The sequence below is a fragment of the Opitutus sp. sgz309028 genome (assembly GCF_059821195.1).
Genome location: NZ_JCAMRR010000001.1, coordinates 1,182,161 through 1,199,444 on the forward strand (window position 1 = coordinate 1,182,161; position 17,284 = coordinate 1,199,444).

At 66.6% G+C, this 17,284-nt stretch carries 17 protein-coding genes; 1 reads left to right on the top strand and 16 read right to left on the bottom strand.

Annotated elements, in window-relative coordinates; all coding sequences use genetic code 11:
• Nucleotides 1-75: 75 nt before the first annotated feature.
• A complete protein-coding gene (locus AC6RV7_RS04545; protein WP_500092716.1) occupies nucleotides 76-384 on the bottom strand; it encodes a hypothetical protein in 309 nt (102 codons plus the stop codon).
• A gap of 108 nt (nucleotides 385-492) precedes the next feature.
• On the opposite strand from AC6RV7_RS04545, the gene AC6RV7_RS04550 reads away from it, so the two are divergent.
• A complete protein-coding gene (locus AC6RV7_RS04550) occupies nucleotides 493-1,305 on the top strand; it encodes a hypothetical protein (RefSeq protein ID WP_500092717.1) in 813 nt (270 codons plus the stop codon).
• Between the two features lie 87 nt (nucleotides 1,306-1,392).
• Here AC6RV7_RS04550 and AC6RV7_RS04555 read toward each other — a convergent pair whose 3' ends face one another.
• The 15 genes from AC6RV7_RS04555 to AC6RV7_RS04625 all read right to left on the bottom strand — a co-directional run bounded on the left by AC6RV7_RS04555 (nucleotide 1,393) and on the right by AC6RV7_RS04625 (nucleotide 17,278).
• Nucleotides 1,393-2,292 (bottom strand): polysaccharide deacetylase family protein, encoded by a 900-nt coding sequence (locus AC6RV7_RS04555; protein ID WP_500092718.1) that lies wholly within the window; start codon nucleotides 2,290-2,292, stop codon nucleotides 1,393-1,395.
• Nucleotides 2,293-2,378: 86 nt separating this feature from the next.
• Entirely contained in the window at nucleotides 2,379-3,416 is a 1,038-nt protein-coding gene (locus tag AC6RV7_RS04560) for a bifunctional UDP-4-keto-pentose/UDP-xylose synthase (protein ID WP_500092719.1), read from the bottom strand.
• A gap of 83 nt (nucleotides 3,417-3,499) precedes the next feature.
• Complete coding sequence (locus AC6RV7_RS04565; protein ID WP_500092720.1) at nucleotides 3,500-4,429, bottom strand: formyltransferase; 930 nt, start codon at nucleotides 4,427-4,429, stop codon at nucleotides 3,500-3,502.
• Nucleotides 4,426-5,088 carry a CHASE3 domain-containing protein gene (locus tag AC6RV7_RS04570; RefSeq protein WP_500092721.1) on the bottom strand — a complete coding sequence of 221 codons (663 nt, stop codon included), beginning with the start codon at nucleotides 5,086-5,088 and terminating at the stop codon, nucleotides 4,426-4,428. The genes AC6RV7_RS04565 and AC6RV7_RS04570 overlap by 4 nt, the downstream gene beginning before the upstream one ends.
• Complete coding sequence (locus tag AC6RV7_RS04575; protein ID WP_500092722.1) at nucleotides 5,088-6,029, bottom strand: glycosyltransferase; 942 nt, start codon at nucleotides 6,027-6,029, stop codon at nucleotides 5,088-5,090. The genes AC6RV7_RS04570 and AC6RV7_RS04575 overlap by 1 nt, the downstream gene beginning before the upstream one ends.
• 58 nt (nucleotides 6,030-6,087) lie before the next feature.
• Entirely contained in the window at nucleotides 6,088-7,257 is a 1,170-nt protein-coding gene (locus AC6RV7_RS04580; protein ID WP_500092723.1) for a DegT/DnrJ/EryC1/StrS family aminotransferase, read from the bottom strand.
• Nucleotides 7,254-9,002 carry an ArnT family glycosyltransferase gene (locus tag AC6RV7_RS04585; protein WP_500092724.1) on the bottom strand — a complete coding sequence of 583 codons (1,749 nt, stop codon included), beginning with the start codon at nucleotides 9,000-9,002 and terminating at the stop codon, nucleotides 7,254-7,256. Before AC6RV7_RS04585 ends, AC6RV7_RS04580 begins: the two co-directional genes overlap by 4 nt.
• Nucleotides 9,003-9,006: 4 nt before the next feature.
• Complete coding sequence (locus AC6RV7_RS04590; protein ID WP_500092725.1) at nucleotides 9,007-10,395, bottom strand: sensor histidine kinase; 1,389 nt, start codon at nucleotides 10,393-10,395, stop codon at nucleotides 9,007-9,009.
• A gap of 2 nt (nucleotides 10,396-10,397) precedes the next feature.
• A complete protein-coding gene (locus tag AC6RV7_RS04595) occupies nucleotides 10,398-11,063 on the bottom strand; it encodes a response regulator transcription factor (protein WP_500092726.1) in 666 nt (221 codons plus the stop codon).
• The gene (locus AC6RV7_RS04600) at nucleotides 11,060-12,883 is read right to left on the bottom strand and encodes a cbb3-type cytochrome c oxidase subunit II (protein ID WP_500092727.1); all 1,824 of its coding nucleotides are present in this window, start codon (nucleotides 12,881-12,883) and stop codon (nucleotides 11,060-11,062) included. Before AC6RV7_RS04600 ends, AC6RV7_RS04595 begins: the two co-directional genes overlap by 4 nt.
• Nucleotides 12,876-13,271 carry a hypothetical protein gene (locus AC6RV7_RS04605; RefSeq protein WP_500092728.1) on the bottom strand — a complete coding sequence of 132 codons (396 nt, stop codon included), beginning with the start codon at nucleotides 13,269-13,271 and terminating at the stop codon, nucleotides 12,876-12,878. Before AC6RV7_RS04605 ends, AC6RV7_RS04600 begins: the two co-directional genes overlap by 8 nt.
• Nucleotides 13,268-14,497: a hypothetical protein gene (locus tag AC6RV7_RS04610; protein WP_500092729.1), complete on the bottom strand. Its 1,230-nt coding sequence runs from the start codon at nucleotides 14,495-14,497 to the stop codon at nucleotides 13,268-13,270. Before AC6RV7_RS04610 ends, AC6RV7_RS04605 begins: the two co-directional genes overlap by 4 nt.
• Complete coding sequence (locus tag AC6RV7_RS04615; RefSeq protein ID WP_500092730.1) at nucleotides 14,494-15,171, bottom strand: ABC transporter ATP-binding protein; 678 nt, start codon at nucleotides 15,169-15,171, stop codon at nucleotides 14,494-14,496. Before AC6RV7_RS04615 ends, AC6RV7_RS04610 begins: the two co-directional genes overlap by 4 nt.
• Nucleotides 15,164-16,303: an ABC transporter permease gene (locus tag AC6RV7_RS04620; RefSeq protein ID WP_500092731.1), complete on the bottom strand. Its 1,140-nt coding sequence runs from the start codon at nucleotides 16,301-16,303 to the stop codon at nucleotides 15,164-15,166. Before AC6RV7_RS04620 ends, AC6RV7_RS04615 begins: the two co-directional genes overlap by 8 nt.
• A gap of 78 nt (nucleotides 16,304-16,381) precedes the next feature.
• Nucleotides 16,382-17,278, bottom strand: a complete 897-nt coding sequence (locus tag AC6RV7_RS04625) for a polyprenyl synthetase family protein (RefSeq protein ID WP_500092732.1) — start codon at nucleotides 17,276-17,278, stop codon at nucleotides 16,382-16,384.
• Nucleotides 17,279-17,284 lie beyond the last annotated feature (6 nt).

Genomic DNA, 17,284 nt, shown 5'->3' on the forward strand with positions numbered 1-17,284 from the left:
GGACCAAGTGGTCGTGCGGTGTGACGGCGCCGCCGCAAAAAAGGTTCCGCCAAAATTCCCGGCGGCCCCGCTCGCCTACTCCAGCGGCTCGACGCGGCGTTTTTTCGGCCGCGGCGGCGTCCACAATCGCAGGAGATATTCAGCCAGGTTCTTCATGCTCGTCCGCCGCAACCCGTGCCGGTGCGCCTGTTCCCGGAACGGCGAGGCCACCGCGCTGCGCTCCTCCACATAGCGCCACAGCTCCACATCCAGCCGCGCCGCCGCGAGATGCTCGTCGTCGGCCTGCCGCAAAGTCGACCGAACCTTCTCCATCCAGTAATGTCTTTCCTCGGGATGGGACTGAACGTAGTCGAAAACCATCTGCTCGGTGGAGTTGAGACTCATGCCGGCAACCTGCGGGCTTGAGTTCGAAAAACAAATGCAAACCGCACCCGAACGCTGTCATTGCTTTCTGACCTTCAACCAGTAGCATCCGAAAAACCCCCGACCCACATGTGGCAAAAACTTAAGGAACAGTTTCCCGCCATCCTGCTCACCGCGATCATCATCACGGGCGCGGGTTTCTGGCTCCATCACAAGACGGTCACCGACATGACCGTGCGGCAACAGGCCGAGCTCCTGCCGCTCCGCGAGCAAAACGAGGCCCTTCGCGCATCCGCCGAGGAAAATCGTCAGCAGATCGAAGCCACCAACAAGCTCCTCCGCGACGCCATCGCCCGCCGCGAGGCCGACATGTTCCGCACGGACGAGGAAATCCAGCAGCTCAACACCGAACGCATGGACGCCCTCGCCGAGGCGATCGCCAAGAAAGTGCAGCCCTACAATCCGCTGCCGAAGAGCCCCGAAGAGGCCGAGCAGATGCAAAACGAGCAGGTCGACAAGGTCTCCGCCCGCATGGCCGAGCGCATCCAGCCGATCCTCTCCGAAATGTCGAAGGATCAGAACCTCACCCGCGAATCCATCGCCCAATACAGCCAGCGCATCTCCGATCAGGTCGGCAACGTCCTCACCGCCGAGATGGCGCGAAACCAGCAGCTCAACAACAATCTCCAGGCCACCCAGGCCGTCGCGCAGGACTCGCTCAAGCTCTCGCACGAAATCACCGCGTTGTATCTGAGCTCGTTCAAGGACCAGGGCCTCATCACCCGCCTCCTCACGCTGCCCGCGAACGTCGTGAAGGACGCCGCCAGCCTGAGCATCGTCTCCAGTAGCGATCGCAAGAAGGTCGAGGAACAGCTCGTCGCCAAAATGGGCGAGATCGATCGCCGCCTCTCGGAGCTGCAGCAACAGGCGCCGCAGAAATAACGGTCGCCGCCTCGCGATCCCACCTGCTTTTCGCCCCGCGATTTTCGCGGGGCTTTTTCTTGTCCCCGCCCTTCCCGCCGGCGCCCGTTACGCGCTCGCCGCCACCCGACCCGAACGGCCGTCGATCGCCTTCATGACTTGGTCGCGCACCGGAATCGCCGCCCGATCCGCCAGCAGCTCGCGCGCATAATCCTCGAGCCGCACGAATTGCACGCCAACCGCAACGCAGGCGTCGATCAACTCGCGAAACAGCTCGCGGCGCCCCAGGCCTTCGATCTCCGCGTGGATCGTGAGCACGTTGACGCGATCGTCGCGCAGCAGCGAAAGATAATGCGCGGTGATCGCATCGTCCGGAAACTCCGGCCGTCCCATCAACTCGTCGAATGTCGGCAGCGTGCTCGGAATCTCCAGCGTCTCGAACACCCGTCCTTCAATCCGCGGAAAAAACGGCGTGCCGTCGCGCGTGTCGCTCGCGTAAAGCAGAGCCGCCTCGTCGTAGACGAGCCGGCTGTGCGCATCGCTCTGCCAGCCCGGCGCGCCCGCGGTGCGCGCATCGCTGCCGAAGATCCGCCGAAACTCCGCGCGCGCGGCCGCGAACTCCGCCCGCACCTGCGCGAGCGACATCCGCGACAGATGATCCTGCCAGCGGTAATGGTTGAAACAATGGATGCCCACCTCGAACCCCGCGTCACGCACCGCGCGGAGCACCGACGCGTTGCGCCGCCCGATATGCGGCGCCGGGAGCAGCGTGCCGTTCAACAGCGTCCGCAGGCCGTAAATCTCCACCACGCTGGTGCGGCTGACTTTCTGCAGAAAGCCCGGCCGCAACACCCGCGTGATCGCACGCCCCGTCTGATCCGGACCGAGCGAAAACAAGAAACACGCGGGAAGCCCAAACTCCCGGCAATCGGCCACCAGATTCGGCACCCCGACGCGGGTGCCGCGATCGGTGTCGACGTCGACCTTGAGAGCGAGACGAAGAGGCATGGCCGCAACGAGAGATCAAAAGCAGCAGTTCGCGAAAAGGCTCGAATCCGAGATGCAGCGGGAATTCCGCGGACCGCCGCGCCGGCTCACTCCAGCTTATACTCCCGGTTCGCGAGGTGATAATCCAGCGTCAACCGGATCGCCTGCTCGAGGTTCACCTTCGGTTTCCAGCCGAGCTGCTTCCCGATCGCCGCGATCGACGGCACGCGCTTCTGGATATCCTGGTAATATTTCCCGAAATACGTGCCCGACGACACCACGACCGTCCGCGCGCGCTGCGCATGGTCCTTGAATTCCGGATACTCGCGGCAGGCCGCGATGATCAGTTTCGCCAGCTGCGCCACGCTCACATTGTTCTTCGGATTGCCGATGTTGAAGATCTGCCGCGACGCCCGCCCGTCCTTGTTTTCGATGATGCGCAGCAGCGCATCGATACCGTCGTCGATGTAGGTGAACGACCGGCTTTGCCTGCCGCCGTCCACCAGCTGCAGCGGTTTTTCGAAAATCACGTTGGAGATGAACTGCGTGAACAGCCGCGAGCTGCCCTCCTTCGGCTCGAAGACGTCGTCGAGCTTCGGCCCGATCCAGTTGAACGGACGGAACAGCGTGTAGTCCAGGCCGTCGCGGACGCCATAGCCGTAAATCACGCGATCGAGCAGCTGCTTCGAACACGCGTAGATCCAGCGCTGACGCTCGATCGGCCCGTAGACGAGCGGACTCGTCGCCTCGTCCAGCTTCGCGTCCGGACACATCCCGTAAACCTCCGAAGTCGACGGGAAGAGCACGCGTTTTTTGTATTTCACGCACTTGCGGACGACGTCGAGGTTGGCCTCGAAATCGAGTTCGAAGACCCGCAGCGGATCCTTCACGTATTGGATCGGATTGGCGATCGCGACGAGCGGGATGACCACGTCGCATTTCTTCACGTGATACTCGATATACTCGCGATTGATCGTGATGTCGCCTTCGACGAATTTGAAACGCGGATCGCCAAGGCTGTCGTCGAGTTTGTGGTTCCCGATATCCATCCCGTAAACCTGCCAGTCCTTCTGCTGAAGGATGGCGCGCGTGAGCGAGCTCCCGATGAAACCGTTGACCCCGAGAATCAGAATTTTGAGCGACATGATGAAGTGGGCTGAGAGATGCGGCGGTGAAGCGCGACGACGCGAAGAGAGGCGAAGATGCGCTAAGAGATACTGTGGGTGGATTACGTTTCGGACGCTGGCGGGATCGCCAGGATCTGGCCGACGCGAAGCTCAGGGACGACGTCGCCGCGCCACTCGATTTTGGTCAGCTCCAGCGCGCCGTCGCCGGTGGCAATCACCAGTGGCGCGGTCGACAGGACCTCGCCCGGCCGTCCTTTCGCCGCGCGCGCTGCGGCCGAATCCGGCTCGGCCCACCAGACCATCAGGCGCGCGCCATTCACGTCGCTAAATGCCCCCGGATACGGGTCCGTGACCGCGCGGATCAGATTGAAAATCTGCCCGCTCGTCTGCGTCCAATCGATCCGTCCGTCCTCCGGCGTCCGTCCGCCGAAATACGTCACCTGCGCCTCGTCCTGCGGGGTCTCCTGAGCCGTGCCCGCGAGCAGCGCATCGATCTGCCGGGCGAGCACGCGTCGCGCGCAGGGCAGCACCTTCCGGAACGCCTGCTCCGCCGTGTCGCGCGGACCGATCTCCACGCCCTCCTGATCGACGATCGCCCCCGCGTCGGCGCTTTTCACCATCCGGTGCAGCGTCATGCCGATGCGGGTTTCGCCGTGCAACACGGCCCAATTGATCGGCGCCCGGCCGCGATATTTCGGCAGCAGCGAGCCGTGCAGGTTGAACGCCCCCAACCGCGGCAGCGCCAGGATCTTCGTTCCGATCATGTGCCGGTAATAAACCGACAGGATCAAATCGGGTCGCAGCGCCGCGATCCGCTCGCGCCACTCCGGCGTGTTCACGTTCTCCGGCTCGAACACCGGCACGCCTTTTTCCCGCGCCGCCTGCGCCGGCGTCTTGAACCAGATTTTCTCGTGCGGATTGTCCGCATGCGTGATCAGGCCGACCACGTTGTCGCCGCGCTCGAGCAGCAGCGAGAGGCAGTCGTAGCCGACTTCGCTGTAGCCAAAAAAAAGAATGCGGGGCGCACTCATGAAACCGTCTCCGCGGGTCGGGCGGCCGTTTCCGCCGTCCCGACGCGCCGCGCAAGTCGACCCAGCCAGGCGACCACGCCGGCGGTCACCGCCAGGGCCGCGAACAAGCCCCCGCCAAGCCAGCGGCTTTTTGTGTTCAACGTCTGGATACGGCCGTCCAGTTCCTTTTTCGCCTGCGCGCGCATCGCGCCGACCGCGCCGCGAATCGCGTCCATGACGCGCTTGCCACGCCCGTCGGCGGACAGCGCGCTCACCGCCGGCAGGCCGCCGCTGCGCCGCGCCGCCAGCCGCTGCTGCATCACGGCAACCTCTTCGTCCACCAGCCCCGCCAGCCGCCGCACCGCCGCAACCTGGGCCGGATCGTCCGCGGTCAGCGTCCGCAGCCGCACGATCGCATGCTGGATGGCGACGAGTCCGCTGTCATACGGCGCCAGATACCGTTCGTCCCCGGTCAGCGAAAAGCCGCGCACGCCGGACTGAATGCTCACCGCATGCTGCAACGTCGCTTCCAGTTCGCGCAGCAACCGCTGCGAGGCGTCGACGCGTCGATACGCGGCGGCGAGGTCCCGCGCCCCGATCGCAACCGCCACCGCCATGGCGGCGAGCAGCACGAACAGCACGGCCAGGCCCCGATGGATGGTTTTGTAGGCGCCGGCCATCAGTTTGCCCGCTCGTGGATTTCCTTGATGAAATAACGCTGGCGCGCGCGCACCACCTGGTAGGTGCGGCCCACGTATTCGCCGATCAAACCGATGCCGACCATCGTCACGCTGATCAAAAAAAACAGGATCCCGAAGAGCGTGAACAACCCGCCTTCCTCCGGTCCGATGACGAGCCGGCGCCCCGCGAGCACGAGCACCAGCACGAAACTCCCTGCCGACGCCGCCATCGCGAACATCGTGAACGCCTGCAACGGCGCCAGGGAGAAGCCGGTCACCAGATCGAAATTCAGCCGCACCAGGCGGTAGAGCGAGTAGTTCGACGCGCCCGCATGCCGCTCCTCGTGCCGCACACCCACTTCCGCCGGATTGCCGGAGAAACTATATGCCAGCGCCGGGATGAACGTGTTGATCGCGCCGCTCCGCACGATCGCCTCGATGATCGGCCGGCGATACGCGCGCAGCATGCAGCCCTGATCCGTCATCTCAATGTTCGTCGTCTGCTCGCGCACGAAATTCACCAGCCGCGACGCATACGTGCGAAAAATGGAATCCTGGCGATTGAGCCGGTAACCGCCGACGTAGTCGTGCCCGGCGTCGATTTTTTCCAGCAGCTTCGGGATTTCCTCAGGCGGATTCTGCAGGTCGGCATCGAGCGTGACGACGATCTCGCCGCGCACGCGTTCGAACGCCGCCATGATCGCCATGTGCTGGCCGTAGTTGGCGTTGAAATCGATCACACGCGTGACGTCCGGCCGGGCCGCATACTGCGCGCGCAGCAGTTCGATCGAGCGATCCGCACTGCCATCGTTGGTGAAGAGGATTTCGTAGCTGCGCCCCAGCGCATCGAGCACGGGATAGAGCCGACCGAAGAGCGTGGGCAGATTGAGTTCCTCGTTGTAGACGGGAATAACAATGGAGAGCTGGGGAGACGCGCTCATGGTAGGCGGCTGATCGGAAGGTTGCGAATCGCTTCGTTGGATACGCGGAGGCATCGGTTCACGCGTCCCTCGCGGGCACGACCTGCAGCAGCGCCTCCACCACGCGGCGGACGTCGTCGCGGGTCATCGTGGGGAACAGCGGCAGCGTGAGAATGTGGCGGCAAATGCGTTCCGCGATCGGGAAGTCTCCCTCTTTCCACCCCAGCCGGCGGTAAACCTGAAAGAGATGGATCGCCGGATAATGCACGCCGGTGCCGATGCCTTTTGCCTGCATCGCCGCCATCACGTCGGCCCGCTTCACGCCGAGCGCCTCCGGCAGGACGACCTGAAACATGTGCCAGTTCGTCTGGGAAAAATCCCGCGGCGGCAGCCCGAGTCCGCGGGCGGCGGCACCGCCGGAATCGAGCAGCTCGAAATAGTGCCGCACGAGCTCGCGCCGTTTTGTATTAAACTCGTCGATACGCGGCAGCTGCCCGAGCCCCACTCGCGCCGCGACGTCCGTGAGGTTGAACTTCCCGCCGACCACCTCCACCTCCATCCCGTCGAAGCCGGAGCGCACCACGCCCTGCAGCCGGTATTGCTCCGCGAGCCGCGCCTCGCGCTCGTCGTTCAGCACCAGACAACCGCCTTCGATCGTCGTGATGTTCTTGTTGGGATGAAAGCTGAACGACACGAAATCGCCGAAGGAGCCGATCTTGCGCCCGCGCCAGGTCGCGCCGAACGACTGCGCCGCATCCTCGATCACCCGCAGCCGATGCTTCCGCGCGATCGCATACAGCCGGTCGCGGTCCACCGGCAACCCGGCGAGATCGACCGGCATGATCGCCCGTGTCGCCGGCGTGATCGCCGCTTCGATCTTTTCCAAGTCGAGATTCCGCGTGACCGGATCGATGTCGACAAACACCGGTCGCGCGCCGACCTCGAGGATCACATTGCTGGTCGCCACCCACGACAGCGGGGTGGTGATCACCTCGTGCCCCGCGCCGATATCCGCAATTCGCAACGCGATCTCCATCGTGCACGTGCCGGAGTTGAAGGCGCGCACCGGGCGTCCGCCGAAATACTCCGACAGCTTCGCCTCAAACTCCTTCACCTTCGGCCCGGAGGTGATCCAGCCGGAGCGCAGGACGTCCGCCACGCCGGCGATCGTCTCTTCGTCGAGGGTGGGCCGGGTCAGCGGCAGAAACGGCGGCGCAGGGTCGCTCACGCGGACGGTGGGTGCGTTCACGGTTGGTTGCTGAAGAGACAATGACCGCGGGTCTCCGCGATCAAATGATATCGGAACGTCGGATCGCGGAACAGCGCGCCGATCTCCCGCTGGCGCGCCACGACCCAGAGCCGGCGCGAACCGTTCCACTGGCGGCGAAACTCCGCCTCGTCGATGAAGCGCCCGCTCGCCTGCGCCGCCGGATCGATCCAGATCTCCAGTTCCGTATTGGGCGCCGCGATCGTGCCCACGGTCCGCTCGGCGTAGAACGTGAAATCGTGGAAGAAATCGTGGTAGTGGTAAACGCGATCGTCCGGCCCCGCCCGCTGCTTCACCAGCTCCGCGAAGGCCTTGGTGCCCGGACGCGCCACCTTGTCCTGCGCCTCGCCCAGCACGAGGTAGAAACCCGCTACCGCCGCGGCCAGCGCCAGCGAGGCGGATCGCAGCCGGCCCCGGGATGCCAGGACCGGAGCCAGCGCCGCACCGGCCAGCAACGCGCAGGCGGCGACGATTCCGTCCGGTCGCAGCGCCTCCAGACGCGAGGCATTGCGCACGAGGTCGGGTTTGAACAGCACCGTCAGAAGCGCCACTCCAATCGCGACCGCCATGACGGCAAACACGCCAAACGGCACGCGCACCCGCTGCTCCTCCTCTCGCTGATGCCAGACCCGCGCCAGCCATCCTCCCGTCAGCAACGCCAGCGGCGGAAACACCGGCAGGATGTAGGGAATGAGTTTCGACTGCGACTTGCTGAAAAACAGGAACACCACCACCGCCCAGGTCACGAAAAACCAGGCGTCCGCATTCGCCCGCCGCGCCGCCCATCCGCCGCGCAACGCCGAGCGCACCGCCGGCGCCACAAAGCCGGTCCACGGGAACAGACCCGCGACCACGACCGGCAGGAAATACCACCAAGGCTCATAGCGTCCATGCTCGGTCGTCGTGAAACGGTCCCAATGCTCGCGCACAAAATAGAAATTCAACCAGGCATCGTTTCTCAGCGCCACGAGCACATGCCACGGCGCCGCAATCGCCAGGAACAACAGTGCGCCCGCGACGAGGTGCATCGGCAGCAGCCGTCGCCATTGGTTGAAGATCAACAGCCAGAAAAACATCACCGCGCCCGGCAGCATGAATCCGATCAGGCCCTTGGTCATGGTCGCGAGCGCCGCGCTGGCATACAGGCCCAGGAAATACCAGCGGCGACGCGCGCCCGCCGGCTCGCGCACGCCCAGGATGAAAAAAAACAGCGTCGCGCTCATCAACACCGTCAGCGCCATGTCGAGGAGCAGGATCCGGCCGAGCGCAAAATAGAGCAGCGAGGAACCCAGGACCACCGCGGCGCCGATTCCTTCCGCGCGCCCCGCCAGGCGTCGTCCCGCCGCATAGATCGACAGCACGCCGCCGAGCGCGAACAGCGCCGGCACCAGGCGAATCCCAAACTCTCCCGGCCCAAAAAGCCGCAGGGCGCCCGCCACCGCCCAATAAACCAGCGGCGGCTTCTCGAAATACACCACGCCGTTCAGCCGCGGCGTGACGTAATCCCCCGTCGCCACCATCTCCCGCGGCACTTCCGCATAGCGCCCTTCGTCCGGATTGACCAGCGACACCTCCCCGAGGTCGAAAAAGAAAACCACTCCGAACACAAGCGCCAGCAGCGCGACATCCATCCAGGGTTTGCCCGCTCCGGCTTCCTCCGCGGTTTTCGCGGGCGTGGCGCCAAATCGGCCGATCGCCGGCGAGGTCTGTTCGTCCAGGGTGCTCATGGTTTCAAGATTTGGCGGGCAACTCGATCGTCACCCGCAGCCCGCTCCGGTCGGATCGGTTGCGCGCCTCGATGACGCCGCCGTGCAGCGCGACAATGCTGCGACAGATCGCCAGTCCCAGGCCGTGCCCGCTGCCGTTCGCGCCGGTCTCCTCTCCCGCGCCGAAACGCACGAAACGCTCGAAGATCCGCGTCAACTGCGCGTCCGACAGACCGGGGCCTTCGTCCTCCAGCGCCAACCGCCAGCGACCGCCGCCCAGCGTCGAATCGAGCGCGATCCGGCCGCCCGGCGGCGTCGCCCGTCGGGCGTTGTCGAGCAGGTTGAACAGCACCTGGCGCATCAGCGTCTTTTCGCAACGGACCATTCCCGTATCCGCTTTTTCAATATTGAAGATCACGCCCCGATCCTCGGCGATCGCCGCCGCGTCCTCGCCGAAGCTGCGCACGAACTCGCCCACTTCGACCTCCGCCAGCGCGGGCGCGAGCGTGCCGCTCTCCGCCTTCGCGAGAAACAGCAGGCTCTCGATCATCCGCCGCAGCGCGTCGAGGTCCTCCAGCATCTGCCCCACCGCCTCGGCCGCCTCCGGATCGGTCGCCACCCGGCGCTGCAGTTTCTCCGCGTTCAGCCGCAGCAGCGCGAGCGGCGTCTTCAATTCGTGCGAGGCGTCGGCCGTGAAGCGCCGCACTTGCGTGAACGACGCTTCCAGCCGGTCGAACATGTCGTTCAACAACCGCGCCAGCGCGCTGAGTTCGTCCTGCCCTTCCGGAATCGGGATGCGTTCGCCGAGCGTGTCGGGCCCGATGCGACTGGCCGTTTCGCGGATCGCCTTCACCGGCCGCAGCGTCAGCCGCGCGAAATACCAGCCGAGCCCCAGGCTCGCCAGCCCCACTCCGAACAACAACACCACGCTCGTCTGCGCATAATCGCGCAACAGCCGCTCCGCCGGCTCGAGCGAACTGGCGACCAGCACGTGCAGGTCTCCCGTCACGAACTCTGAAAGCCGCATGCGGCCGAGTCCCGGCACCTGGACCGTCCGGTCGCCATCCGTCTGCGGGCCGCCCGGCAGCACCGTCTCGCCGAGATTCGGCGAGCGAAACAACAGCTGGCCCGTCCGGCTGCGGACCTGGAAAAAATACTGCGCCGCGTCGATCTGCACATGCTCGCGCACCAGCGCCTCCACGCTCGCCGGCGAGAGTCCGCGCGGATCGACCCCGAGCCGTTGGCGGATTTCCTGATACTCCGCCGCGTTCAGAAAATCCAGACCCGCGACCGCCTGGCGCGACTGCAGCCAGCCACCCACCAGCAGCACGACCGCGGTCGTCGCCGTCACCAGCGCCGCAAACTGGAGCGTCACCCGCGTCGTGAATGAATTTGTGGCGAAGAGCGATCGCATGCTCACAACAACTGGTAACCCGTTCCGCGCACCGTCTTGATCAAGGGCTGGCCCGCCGGCCCCTCGAGCTTGCGCCGCAGCCGCCGCACGTAGACGTCGATCAGGTTCGTTTCCAGATCATAGCTCGCCTCCCAGATTTTTTCCGCGATCAGCGTGCGCGTGAGCACCCGATTCGGATTCTGGAGGAAAAGTTCCAGCAACGCGAACTCTCGCGCCGTGAGGTCCACCGGCTTGCCGCCGCAGGTGACGGCATGCGCCAGCAGATCGATGCGCACCGGCCCGTGCGTCAGCACCGTCTGCTTCGCGCCCGCATGCCGCCGCAACAGCGAGCGCACGCGTGCGACCACTTCATCCACACTGAAGGGCTTCGGCAGATAATCGTCCGCGCCAAGATTCAATCCGCGAATCCGGTCCCCGACCGCATCCCGCGCACTCAGCACAAGCACGGGTTCGTTGAACCCGCTCGCACGCCACTCGCGCAGCAAGTCCAACCCGTCGCCGTCGGGCAATCCCAGGTCCAACACCACCGCGTCGTAGGGCGATTCCGCCAGCGCGTCCCGGGCCGCCGCGCAGGTCGCCACCCATTTCGTCGCATAGTTCTGCTCGGACAGCGCTTTTTCGACGAATTGCCCCACGCGGCGTTCGTCTTCAACGACCAGGATTTTCATTGAAGGGAACCTCCAGCATGAAGCGCGCGGACATGCGCGGCGAGCGCAAGAACGTCCTCATCGCTCAAATACTCGTGACCCGCCATCGGCGACCCCGGAAGGCCGAACTTCACCACGCGTTCCACCGCCCAGCGTTCCGCGGGTTCAACGCGCCGCCAGGCGTCGTGCGCAAAATCCGGCGGCCGCACGCTCAGGCGCCCCGCCAGCGGACCATCGCCGCGGCCTGTCAGCCCGTGACACACCCCGCAGAGCTGGCCGAAAAGGACGCCGCCGCGTCCTTCGTCCACGCGTTCGCGCCGCGGTTGCCACGCGGCATTCGCCTCGAGCCGCTTGGCCAAGTCGGCTCCCCCCAGCGACGCCAGATATGCCACCAAAGCCTCCCCGCGCCCTGCGTCAGTCCCGAACAAATAGTCATAGGCGGGCATCCGTGACCCCGGCATCACCGCCCGCGGATTCCGCAAATGCAGCCGCTGCCATTCGGCCGAACGCCGGTTGCCGATCTCCGCCAAATCCGGTCCCTGTCGGCGATTCCCGAGCAGTGGCGGCGTCTCCGCCAGCACCGCCTGCAACGATCGCGCCGGTCCCCAGTTCTCCTCATCGGCCACCATCCGCGGCCGCACGTATTGCGAATGGCAATGAATGCAGCCTTCCGCGATGTAGACTTCCCGACCCAACGCGATCTGCGCCGAGTCGCCGGCCCGAACTCCTGCCACCAGCACCGTCGCCGCCACTGTCATCGCCAGCACCCGCCACCGGATGGCAAACGCCAGCGCGAGTCCGGCCCCCGCCAGCGCCAGAAACCAGCCGGGAATTCCGTGGAGGTCCTGCGCCAGCCCGATGCCCAACGCCGACCCGACCCAGCCCGCGACAGCGTAAACCCAACCCGCCACCGCCGCGCGACCCGACTTCGCCGGATAAAAGACCAACATTGTCGAGTAAACGGACACGCCCGCCGTATAGAGCACCGACACCACGCCCGACGCGCCCCGCTCGCCCAACACCGTGCACGCCGCCAGCAACGCCGTCGCGGCCAGCGCCGCCAGCCCGCCCCACCGGCCGCGATCCAGCGCCCACCCCGTCGCCATCGCCGCCGCGAAATGCACCAGCGCGTTTCCGCCCAGCGTCCACGCCCCGGCCCACGTGCCCGCCTTCCACACCCGCGCATGCTGAATCACGTAAAACGCCGCCGAATCCAGCCACACCAGCACCAGCAGGATCGCCACCCACGCGGCGAGCGATTTCGGTGCGTGCTCTCCCGTCACCACTTCTTCAATACCTCGAACGTCGAACGCGCGCGTCATCAGCCCGCCCGCCAACGCCACCCCCGCCGCCAACCACGCCTGCACCAACGCCGGCGCCGCAAACACGAACGGGAGGTTGCACACTGCGTAAGCCGCGCCGGTGCCCATCCCGCACCACCACCCCAGCCGCTCCGCTCCGAGCACCGCTTTCAATCCCGAGGCCAGCGTCACCGTCACTACGCCCAACGAAAAGCCCGTAAACCCGCCCGCCAGCATCATCGCGGCCCGCGAACCGGCGAACGCGGCGAACGCCGCCGCCCATCCGCACCCGAAAAACGCAAGCGTCAGCGTCCGCTTCAAATGCGTCGGCCGAAACCAGCGCGCCGCCGCGATGCTGCCCGCCACGCCACCCGCCCCCAGAACCGCCATGATCGCGCGCAGTCCGAATCCATCATCCGCGAACCGCTCCGCCAGCGAGAGAAACGCGAACTCCGCGAACAACAGAAAGTAGACGTAGGTCGCCGCAATCGCGCCCACGCCCGCCAGCCGCGCCGTCGTCGTCCGCGGGGTGTTATTCACGGCGCCCCGCTCCTTTCGCCAGCAGCCACGCCTGCGCCGCCACCAGCGCCCCGTCCGTCGCCGACACCGTCACCCATCCGCTCGTCAGCCATCCGGCCAGCACCGCCGCCGCCACGTAGCCAGCCGCGCTGCCGCGAAACCACATTGTCGCCAAAAATACGATACGCAGCCGCTCCGCCGGCCGCCGGGCCGCCCAGAGATACGTCGCGCCCACGGCGCCGACGAACGCGCCGACAAACCGCACGAACACGAGCGCCTCCGCCCCCGGCACCGGCACGCGCATCGCCGTCAGGGTCCACGCCGGCAGCCCCACCAGGCCGAGTCCGGTCGCGAGGTCCATCGCTCCCGCCGCCCACGCCAGCGCCACCGCCATTTTCGTCGCTCTCATGCTTTCGCCTCCCGGCACCACGCCGCCGACGCCGCGAGCATCGCGCTTCCCGCCATCAGCCGGGCCACCAGCAGTCCCGTGACCCACGGCGCGCCGACAAAAAACTCGCCCGCCCGCGCTGTCTCCAAAATCCCGAGACACACCAGCACCGCCACGTGCGCCAGCGTGGCGAGTTGCCAGCCCCAGAACGCCACGGCGCCCCCGCCGGGCGCACGCCCCAGCGCCGCCAGCAGGGCGACGCCGAAACTCGTCACTGCCCCCGCCATCGCAAGATGTGCGTGGGCGACGAGCACGTTGGAAAATTTGAAACGTTCCGACAGCCCGGGCCAGAACGTCAGCCAGCCCGACGCCAGCAGCAGCGTCCACCACGCGAACGCCGCCCCGAGCCAGCGTCCCGCCGCCGCCGGCCAGACAAATCCTCGCAGATAACCCCACGTCAGCGGCGCCCACGCGAGCAGCGTTCCCAGTGCCGCGATCTGCGCCCACGCATGATGCGACGCGTTGCCCCGATCGATCGCCACGAAGATCACGGCCGACACCACCAGCGCGCCCCAGAACCGCGCCCCTCGCGTGCCGCGTTCCTTTCGCGCCAATCCCAGCGCGCGCGGAATCCACCCGATCAGCAGCACCAGCGAAAGCGTCGAGCCCAGCAGCGATGCACCCGTCGCCCCGCCGCTGTCCGGATTGACGCTCGGATACACCTCGCGACCTTCCGACCAGTAAAGGAGCGGCGGCACGCTCACAAGCAGCGCCAGCACGATCGCGCGCACCGCCAGTTCGCTCCGCGTGAGCGTTCCCCGCCGCGCCCACACCGCCGCGCCGAGTGCGCTCCACCACAGCAGCATCGCCAGCGGCAGCAGGGGACGCGCCCAGCCGCTCCAATCGAGAAACAGCTTCCCGCTCACGTTGCCCGCGAGCCAGCTCACGCCGCCAAGCGCCAGCGCCAGCGACCACGCCGCCAGCGCCCACCGTGCCTGCCGCACGCCTGCCAAATCGCCAGCCGGAATCATCCACGCCGCCAACGCGCCCAGCAGCGGCAGCGTGCACCAGCCATAAAGCTGCCAGTCCAGATGCAGCGGCATCCACCGGCCATAACTGAGCGCACCGGTCAGGCCGTTCAGCTCCGGCCAGACCAGCAGCGCAGCGAGCCACACGCCGACGACGTTGGCCGCGACGAGCCAGCCGAGCGCATGTCGGCTTACTGAGGTTGCCAGCGCGGGGTTCACGTTTCCGTCAAACGGCCGTCCCGCACGTGCACCCAGCGGTGACAAGCCTCGGCAAAACGCCGCTCGTGGGTCGCGAGGATCAGCGTGATTCCATCCTGTTCGACCAGCGTCCGCAGCAGCGCGAACACCGTCTCGCCTGTTCTTTCGTCCAGCGATCCCGTCGGCTCGTCCGCGAGAACGATCCGCGGCGAATTCATCAACGCCCGGCCAATCGCCGTGCGCTGCCGTTCGCCGCCCGAAAGATCCTGCACACGATGCCCGAGCCGGTGCGCGATCCCGAGTTGTTCCGCCACCTCGCGAACCCGCGCGCGCGTTGCCGCCGCGCCGCAGTTCACCGCCAGCGCCGGCACGCTCAAATTTTCCGCGATGGTGAGATCGGGGATCAGGTTGTGCAGTTGAAACACGAAACCCACCTGGCGCCGTCGCAGCTCCAGCCGGTCGCGTTCGCGCCGCGGATCGAAACCCGCCACCGACAGCTCGCCCGTATCCGGTATGTCAAGTCCACCGAGCAGATGCAGCAGCGTGCTCTTGCCCGAGCCCGACGCGCCCCACAGCGCCAGCATCTCGCCCGCGCGCACTGCGAGCGACACATCGCGCAACACCGGCACGCGGCCGCCGTCGTAGGCTTTCGAGACGCGCCGCGCGCTCACCAGGATTCCGTAGGGTTCACTCATAGCGCAGCGCCTCCACCGGCTGGATCCGCGACGCGAATCGCGCCGGATAGATTGCCCCCGCCACCGCCGTCACGAGCGCCATGCCGACGATCCCGAGCGCGACACCCGGATGCACCTGCGCCTGGACGTAGCCCTGCAGTTGCGGGATGTGCGGCAGGAGCGCGAGCACCGCCGCACCGAGCGCCGTGCCGAGCACCAGCCCTGCGGCGGCGATCGCCACGGCTTCGCCCAGAATCAACGCTCCGAGCTGTCGTTCGGAAAATCCGCATACCCGCAGCACCGCCAGTTCACGGATGCGGCCGAAAACCGACATCAGCATCGTGTTCGCCACGCCCAAGCCGCCGAGCAGAAATGCGCACACGCCCACCGCCCACGAGGTCGCGCGCAGGATGCGAAACGAATTGTAGCTCTGGCTAAACTCGCGGTCCTCGAGCGCGACGAGCGTCGGATGCTCCGCCTCCACCGCGCGCTTGAACGCCGCGCCTTCGCTGCGATCGCGCAGCTTGACTGCGACCACCGACGCGACACCCGGACGATGAAAATACGCCTGCGCCTCCGCCAGCGGCAGAAATACGCCGCCATCCTCGAAGCCGTTGGCCGCTTTGAAAATTCCGCCCACGCGAAACGTCGTCGGCCCGATCGCGATCGTTTCGCCCGGCTTCGCGTGCAGAAATTCCGCCGCGCGTTCGCCCAGAAAAATCTCGCCGCTGCGCGCGCCGAAATCCTCGCGCCGCCCGGCGCGCCACTCTGCCTTCTCCAGCCGTGGATCGTCCGCCGCGATCCCGAAACATGTGATCACCGGATATCCCGGCGACGACACGATGCCGAAGAGCATCGCGTGCGCCGCAGCGACTTCCGGCCGCGTTTTCACGGCGACAACATCCTCGTCGCGCACGGAACTGAAAAACAGGTCGGAGACGTTCTTCTCAAAAACGAGATACTCGCTGTCGGTGACGAGGATGTGTTCGAACATCCCGATCGCGCCGTTCACGATCGCGAGGATCGTCAGCATCGCGGCGACCCCAAAGGCGATGCCCGCCACGCCGATCGACGCCCGCAGCTTGTGCCGGCGGAGATTCGTAAAAACCAGGCTCAGACTGCGCATCGCTTCGACGTCGTTCCTCGCCCGCATCCAGGCCCTGAATACAACCCGGCGCCCCGCCGGCCGACCTCTGAGATATTCCTGTCGTTTTCGTTCATTGGCTGCTCCTCACGCCGCTCGCAGCATCGCGCCGCGCGCGACAAACACGTCCTCATGCCAGCGCGCGAGAAACGCCCGGCGGCCGTCGCGCCGGGCGAGTGCCGTGACCGTCCGGCCCGCTTGCGAGAGGAGTCGCTCCACGCGTCGGCGCGCCGCCGGCACGCCGAGCGCGAGCGCGAGATTCGGCCGCCGCAGCGCGGCGTCGCGCTGCACGGTTTTTCCGGTCGCGATGCTCGTTGCGAGCACGTCGCGCAAATCGTCGACGGCCTGGTAGGCCAATCCCCAATACACGCAGAGCCGCCGCAGCGCGCGCTGCGCGCCCCGGCCGGGACGCGCCCACAGCGCGGGCAAGGCGACACATAGCCACAGGAGCGTGCCGGTTTTCTGCCAGGCAATGCGACCGATGTCGCGCGGCGACGACGCTTCGGGCGCAAACGCGAGATCGCGCGCCTGTCCGCCGATCAATCCCGCCGGGCCGAGCGCCGCGTCCACCAACGCGGTCGCACGACGTCGCACGGCGAGCGGCCGCGTCGCGAACGCCTCGCCCACCAGCGCATACGCGCGGTTGATCAGCGCGAGCGCGGCAAGGATCGCCGTCGCCTCGCCAAAGGTTCGGTGCAAACAAAGTCCGCCACGCCGCTCGTCCGCATCGTCCATGCAGGGCAGATCGTCGAAGAGCAGCGACGCGAGGTGCCAGTATTCCACCGCGCACGCGACCTGCTCCGCCGCCGCCGCCGGCATGCCGCTGGCTGCGGCCGATTCGAGCACCAGCGACGCGCGCACCATCCGGCCCGTGCGCCCGACGGCCAGCGCCAGCGCCTCGCGCAACGGCGACACGACGCCGCTCAGCGGCGGCGCGTGACGCACGAGCGCCTGTTCGAACGAAACATCATCGGGCAGCGTCATGGCGGC

Excerpts from the sequence above, each read along its gene's own strand:
- AC6RV7_RS04575 (WP_500092722.1), bottom strand. The coding sequence starts at position 6,029 with ATGAGCGCGTCTCCCCAGCTCTCCATTGTTATTCCCGTCTACAACGAG.
- AC6RV7_RS04585 (WP_500092724.1), bottom strand. The coding sequence starts at position 9,002 with ATGAGCACCCTGGACGAACAGACCTCGCCGGCGATCGGCCGATTTGGC.
- AC6RV7_RS04570 (WP_500092721.1), bottom strand. The coding sequence starts at position 5,088 with ATGGCCGGCGCCTACAAAACCATCCATCGGGGCCTGGCCGTGCTGTTC.
- AC6RV7_RS04595 (WP_500092726.1), bottom strand. The coding sequence starts at position 11,063 with ATGAAAATCCTGGTCGTTGAAGACGAACGCCGCGTGGGGCAATTCGTC.
- AC6RV7_RS04560 (WP_500092719.1), bottom strand. The coding sequence starts at position 3,416 with ATGTCGCTCAAAATTCTGATTCTCGGGGTCAACGGTTTCATCGGGAGC.
- AC6RV7_RS04545 (WP_500092716.1), bottom strand. The coding sequence starts at position 384 with ATGAGTCTCAACTCCACCGAGCAGATGGTTTTCGACTACGTTCAGTCC.
- AC6RV7_RS04590 (WP_500092725.1), bottom strand. The coding sequence starts at position 10,395 with ATGCGATCGCTCTTCGCCACAAATTCATTCACGACGCGGGTGACGCTC.
- AC6RV7_RS04550 (WP_500092717.1), top strand. The coding sequence starts at position 493 with ATGTGGCAAAAACTTAAGGAACAGTTTCCCGCCATCCTGCTCACCGCG.
- AC6RV7_RS04555 (WP_500092718.1), bottom strand. The coding sequence starts at position 2,292 with ATGCCTCTTCGTCTCGCTCTCAAGGTCGACGTCGACACCGATCGCGGC.
- AC6RV7_RS04565 (WP_500092720.1), bottom strand. The coding sequence starts at position 4,429 with ATGAGTGCGCCCCGCATTCTTTTTTTTGGCTACAGCGAAGTCGGCTAC.
- AC6RV7_RS04625 (WP_500092732.1), bottom strand. The coding sequence starts at position 17,278 with ATGACGCTGCCCGATGATGTTTCGTTCGAACAGGCGCTCGTGCGTCAC.
- AC6RV7_RS04605 (WP_500092728.1), bottom strand. The coding sequence starts at position 13,271 with ATGAGAGCGACGAAAATGGCGGTGGCGCTGGCGTGGGCGGCGGGAGCG.
- AC6RV7_RS04615 (WP_500092730.1), bottom strand. The coding sequence starts at position 15,171 with ATGAGTGAACCCTACGGAATCCTGGTGAGCGCGCGGCGCGTCTCGAAA.
- AC6RV7_RS04620 (WP_500092731.1), bottom strand. The coding sequence starts at position 16,303 with ATGCGGGCGAGGAACGACGTCGAAGCGATGCGCAGTCTGAGCCTGGTT.